This window comes from Olsenella sp. CU969, from assembly GCF_905219715.1.
Lineage (GTDB): Bacteria > Actinomycetota > Coriobacteriia > Coriobacteriales > Atopobiaceae > Granulimonas > Granulimonas faecalis.
In genome coordinates this window covers 1-5,583 of the sequence record NZ_CAJMXC010000009.1, presented here as the reverse complement: position 1 = coordinate 5,583, position 5,583 = coordinate 1, and the positions used below count along the sequence as shown (strand labels likewise).

The 5,583-nt window shown below is 56.4% G+C and carries 4 protein-coding genes; all 4 read right to left on the bottom strand.

The window, feature by feature from the left end:
* Positions 1–160: 160 nt before the first annotated feature.
* Entirely contained in the window at positions 161–3,355 is a 3,195-nt protein-coding gene (locus tag JX283_RS01955) for a type I restriction endonuclease subunit R (RefSeq protein ID WP_204829101.1), read from the bottom strand.
* 2 nt (positions 3,356–3,357) lie between these two features.
* Positions 3,358–3,927, bottom strand: a complete 570-nt coding sequence (locus JX283_RS01950; protein ID WP_204407399.1) for a restriction endonuclease subunit S — start codon at positions 3,925–3,927, stop codon at positions 3,358–3,360.
* Between the two features lie 122 nt (positions 3,928–4,049).
* Positions 4,050–4,673, bottom strand: a complete 624-nt coding sequence (gene radC, locus JX283_RS01945; RefSeq protein WP_204829100.1) for a DNA repair protein RadC — start codon at positions 4,671–4,673, stop codon at positions 4,050–4,052.
* A 283-nt stretch (positions 4,674–4,956) separates the two neighbouring features.
* Positions 4,957–5,583, bottom strand: a 627-nt coding sequence (locus JX283_RS01940) for an ABC transporter ATP-binding protein (protein WP_204829099.1), incomplete at its 5' end; no start/stop codon positions are given.

Below are 5,583 nucleotides of genomic sequence, written 5' to 3'. Positions count from 1 at the left end.
GAAANTGACAGTACCTGCTCCTTCGAAAAGGCTCCGTCACGGTTCTTGTTGCTCGACACATCAAGGTAGTCACTCAGATTCCGCTGTTCCCAAGGGTCAGTAAAACCGGGAAAGCGGAGCTTTGGAACACTTGGCTTCTTTTCGTCCATTTGCATCCCTTCTACTCCATAACTAGGTCGTCGGCGAGCTCGTAGATCGCCTCTCGCAGGGCATTGCGATACTTGATCTTTGAGAGTGCCTGGACTTCTTCGCTCTCAGCGATCTGCTTATAGCCTTCGGATGCCTGAGACAATATGAATTTTATCCATCCAGTATCGTCCAGGTCCTGCTGGCCGTAGCGGTGATGGCTGAACATCTCGTGCATCTTCGCATTCGGGACAATCTCGGTGATGCCCCACTTGACCCTAAACCGCAGAAAGCGCCTGTCCAGACTCGCGTTGTTGGCATCTTGAATAATGGGGCCGCAGTCATCCAGCTTCACGGGATAGTCGATCTTTGCGTCTGCGGGCGGGTACTCCTTGCTCACAATAGCCGCGGCTGCCTTGATGATCTTTGTCGCATAGGAACGGTCCTCGAGGCCGTTGGCAAACTGGCGGATTTCTTCCTGTGTCGCCATTGCCTCGTCAACCTTGTTCTCATGCACCTGGTTCATCAACTGCTCGACCAACTCGGCCAGATAGTCGTAGTTGACTTCGACATCCTTGATGTGTGTCATCTGGAGCTCAAGCTGTTGGATGGGGATGCGTTTCTCTTTGGCGAGGTGCTCCTTGAGCTCGTTTGCGAGGACAGTGGTGAGCCTTGTCTCCTCATCCGGTGTCATCCCGAGTGCTTCAACGATCTTGTCGGGATCGTCGTAGTCGAATCCGTCCTCACCGTTCACGGTTGTGTACTGCTTGAGCTTGGCCATGCCGCGGTTGTATTCCCGCAACAGGTCGAGCATGAAGTCCTTTTGGGCCTCCGATGGCGGGAGCTCGTTGAAGTCGCTTGTCAGATCGCGGAGTTTGTCAACCTTTCCTCGAACCGCCTCGAGCATGTCCTCAAATTCAGGCGCAGTGATTCCGTCCTCAACGTTTTGCTCACTACGCTGCTCGTCGGTAAGATCGGCCGAGTCTTTGTTGGCGTACACGGCCAAGGCCTCGTTCATGAGCCTCTCGTTGTGGGCGGGCCAGCGATAGTTGACAATGCGTCCCCACGGCTTTTCCTGTAGGTCGGCAATACGGTTTGTGCGCGAGTACGCCTGGATGAGCCCGGCTCCTTTGAGCGTTCGGTCGACGTAGAGCGTATTGAGCTCCGGGGCATCGAAGCCGGTCAGGAGTTGGTCCACCACGATAACAAGATCGAGAAAGTTCCCGTCTTTTACGGTGCGGTTGAGGCGCGTGGTGAGGTCTTGGGTGTAACTAGAGACATCGGCCATGCCAAAGNTGGTGCCGAATTCCTCGTTGTAGGCCTGGATAGCCTCAAAGAGCCCCTTGTTGGTTTCTAGCTGAGTATCGTTGTTCGACGTGTTCTGGCTGAACGTAACCGCTACCTTGAGGGTATCCTTGCCCTCATTCGCGCGCTCGGCGTTCATACGTTGGAACTCTCGGAAATACTTCATCGCCATGGGGGTGCTGGCCTTGCCGCCACCAACGTGGGTGGTGAGCAGCGCGTTGTATTTGCCGTCGTTTGAGCGGTTACGCCAGATGTTAAAGATGTCTTGCACCACCAGGGCTACGTGGTCGTCGTTCTCGTCGTAGAAAGACGGCTCCACGGCATCGTCCATGTCCTCAGGGGTCATGTTGTNGATCTTTTCCTGGATCTGTTCATCGGACCAATCCGGGTGCTGCTGCCTATAAAAACTAGGGAGGTATTTCTCTCGCATTTCTTGCTCATTGATAGTGGTCTCAAAGTCCACCTTAAAACCGAGTACGTTTTTGTCCGCGATGGCCTCGCGGATCGTATAAGAATGGAGCAGCTTGCCGAAGATGTCCTCGGTTCGCAGAGACGGGGCGTCGTCGAACATTGGAGTGCCCGTATAGCCGACCCATGCCGCATGCTTGAACGCCTGCTGGATGGCCTTGAATGACTCGCCTCCGGTGGAGCGGTGGGCCTCGTCAACGATAAAGACGATGTTCTTATCCGGAGACTTGAACGACTTGCGCTTTACCAGGCGGTCGAGTTTCTGCACCGAAGTGACGATGATTCCGTTGTCCTTCGACTTGAGTTTGCGGCTCAAATCTCCCGTGTTCTGGGTGTCCTGTACACTCGAGGGCATCTCGTCGTCTGCGTCCGGGTCATAGGCGCGATAGTTTTCGCTCGTTTGTTTGGTGAGTGCGATGCGATCGACGAGGAAGACCACCTTGTCGATTTTGGGCATGCGGCTGGCGAGCCATGCCGTTTTGAAACTCGTGATTGTCTTGCCCGAGCCTGTGGTGTGCCAGATGTAGCCGACCTTGTTCACTCCCAGCTCAAAGTCGACCCGTTTGAGGCCGTCGATCACGTTCTGTGTCGCATACACCTGGTACGGGCGCATGACCTTGAGGCTTTCCTTGTTCTTAGTGCCGTCAAGAATCATGTAATTGGTAGCCATCTGGTGAGCCATGGGAATGGAGAGCATAGAGTCTGCGAACTCTTTCCAATTGCGTACCACTGTGTTGTCGCTTTTGCGCTGCCAGTTGAAGGCAAAGTCCTTATTGAAGCGGTCTGCGGTGGTGTTGGCCATGTACTTCACGTTATTGGGCGTGATGGCTACAAGAATTTGCAGAGTCGAGAAGATGTCGCGGTACTGGCCTTCATCGATGTACTGTTCCATCTGATTGAGGGCTTCATTGACATCGTGCGTCTCGGTCTTTTCCTCTATTTGAATCACGGGAAGCCCGTTGATGAGTAACGTGGTGTCGAAGCGACAGTCTCTTTTGCCGGTTATCTTTGCGGGGCGGCGAATCTGGTTCACCACTTGGTAAACGGTGTCGCCCGCGCCGATTTGCTTTTGGTCGAACACAGTGAGAAACACGTGGCGGCCGTCATCGAGATCGACTTCGATCTGCGAGACACCGTTCATGCCGTAAAGGAACTGACCGGCCTGATATGGGGTCTCCAGGTCGGAAATAATGCGTTTTACCTGGTTAAACTCAACCGTGCTCAGTGGGTTGTCGAGGGTGTCCTGGTTGTGGCGCTCGAGTATTTTTTTGAAGTTGTCCCAGAGCTGGTCGGCAGTCTTGATTTCCGGTTCGTACTTCCATCGCTTGGTCTTGGCAACGTAGCTTGCCGGCTCGCGTACAACTCCCCACGGGCTCTCGTCGCCCTCCTGTGGGCTCGCGATGGTTCCATTGCAGAGGTACTGAATAAGATCGTTCTCGAACTGGAGTTCGTTCACGGCTAATGTGCCCCCTTCATTCGTGCTAGCACAAACTTCGTTTCCAGCATTGCCTGCTGTTTCTTCAGAGACTCCAATTTGAGCTGGTTTCTGTAAAGCGATCCGATCGTCTTCTGAACTTCGAGTGAGGGAATACCTGCGATCTCGAGCTCGGACAACTGTCTAACGGTGCTCTTTAGGAGCTTTGATCCCTGCCGTCCAGCGAGCAACTGGTGTCTGGTGCTGCTGTCCTCGTTAAGCAGGTAGGCGAGGTAATTTGCATCAATCGTGGATGGCGGAGTGATGCGCACGTAGTTTTGGGTGAAGAGGAAGCCGTCGTGGGGCCGCCCGACCGTCGTCGCCTTCCCGGAGATGAGGCTGAAGACCAGATCGCCCGTCTGCAAGGTAAGCACGTCGTCATTGGTCTTGATAAACCGTGCGCCATGAGAGGATGAATCCTCGCCGAATAGGTCCGCCTCAAGCTCTTCTTGGCCGTAGAAGTAGTAGGTCGGGGCGTTGGGGTCCGATGTTTCCTCGATGCGTGATTGCGGCGATCCGCTTTTTAGGCCCGCTAGGCCGGCCAGTCGTTCCATAGGAGCCATCCTTTTTTGTGCTATCAGGTAATTGCAATATAAGGATAGCCATCCTGAATGGGATGTCAATGAAGAATCGTGATTGTCGTTAATTACAAAACAGAGATGGCGCAAATCGAGGACTAGATGCTCAGGTGGTCGAATTTGGTCACGATGATGTGTTCGAGCACCTTGATCCCCAGGAGTTCACCGGCTTCCTTGAGCTTGGCGGTGGTCTCTAGGTCCTCGGCTGAGGGTTGCGNCGTCCCGCTCGGGNGGTTGTGAGCGACGATAATGCTNGCGGCTCTGTCTTCGAGGGCCNTTGCAAAGATCTCTTGAGGNTGCACTAGGCTCTGATTGAGAGTGCCTTGGAAGATGGTCGTGTTGCTGATGAGTCGGTTCGCACCGTCCAAAGTGAGCACCACGAAGTGCTCCTGCTTCTTATCGCGAATGGCACTGAGTTGGGCTACAGCGTCGTCGGTGCAAGAGATGACGGGGCTCTCTGTGGGCATGAGATATCGCCGGCCGAGCTCGAATAACGCGATGACCTCGCTTGTTTTGGCTGCACCCATGCCCTTTATGGAGGAAAGCTCTCCGTAGGTGACGGAGCTTCCTTTTTCTTTGAGAAGCTTGAGCACCTGCCTTGCAATGTCGTGAGCAGATACTTGCTTGTTTCCACTTCCGATGAGGATGCGCAGCAGCTCCTCGTCTGTAANATGCGCANGNCCGAACTTAACGAGCTTCTCTCTCGGCATCATGGTGGTCATGCTTTAGCCCCTCATAGTGACTTATGCATAACGTGCGGTATAAGGCAATCTATGGTAAGGGAAGCTAGGCCGTTGATCTGTATGGAGCCCCTTCGCTGAGGATGCGTTTTTCGGTCCGGAGGTCACCCGCAAGTGGGGTCAGAGGAGGCTGGGTGAATGTGGCTCGGCTTCCAGCTCCAAATGGGTGCAGGGGGCACACGTCGTCCTGCGAGACAAAGCCGTCCCTGGGGGCCGCACCAAGTGGCCACTTGGCGCACCCTCTGGCTAAGGCCCCTCGGCAGCCCTACGCCCGCTCGCAGGCCTCCAGCTCCTCCGTGATGCGGCCGCCTCCTAGCCGGTAGATGCGGTCGCAGAACCCGCCCACCAGGGCCGGGTTGTGGCTGATGAAGAGAAACGCCGTGCCCAGCTCCCGGTGGACCCTCCCAAGCAGCGCCATGACCTTGGCCTGGACGGTGACGTCCAGGGCGCTCGTGGCCTCGTCGCACAGGAGGAGCTTGGGCCTGCCTATGNCGGCCCGTGCGATCGCCGCCCGCTGGCATTCCCCGCCGGAGAGCTCGTACGGGAACCTCTCCGCGTAGGACCCGGGCAGCTCCACGGCCTCGAGTGCCTCCCTCACCAGGCGGTCCTTGTCGGCCCCCTTGAACCGCGGCAGGTAGCGGGCCCCCTCGAAGACGGCGTCGCCCAGGCGCATGGTCGGGATAAACGACGCCTCCGGGTCTTGAAAGACCATCTGCATCCCCAGCCAGGCCCGCCTCGCCGCGGCCGACCGGCCCCTCGGCAAGCGACCCTTCCCGGGGTGCTCCACGCCGTCAAACCGCACATGGCCCCCGTCGGGGGAGAGGAGCCCCGCCGCGATGCACGCGAGCGTGCTCTTTCCGCTGCCGCTGGGGCCCATGAGCCCCACGCGCTC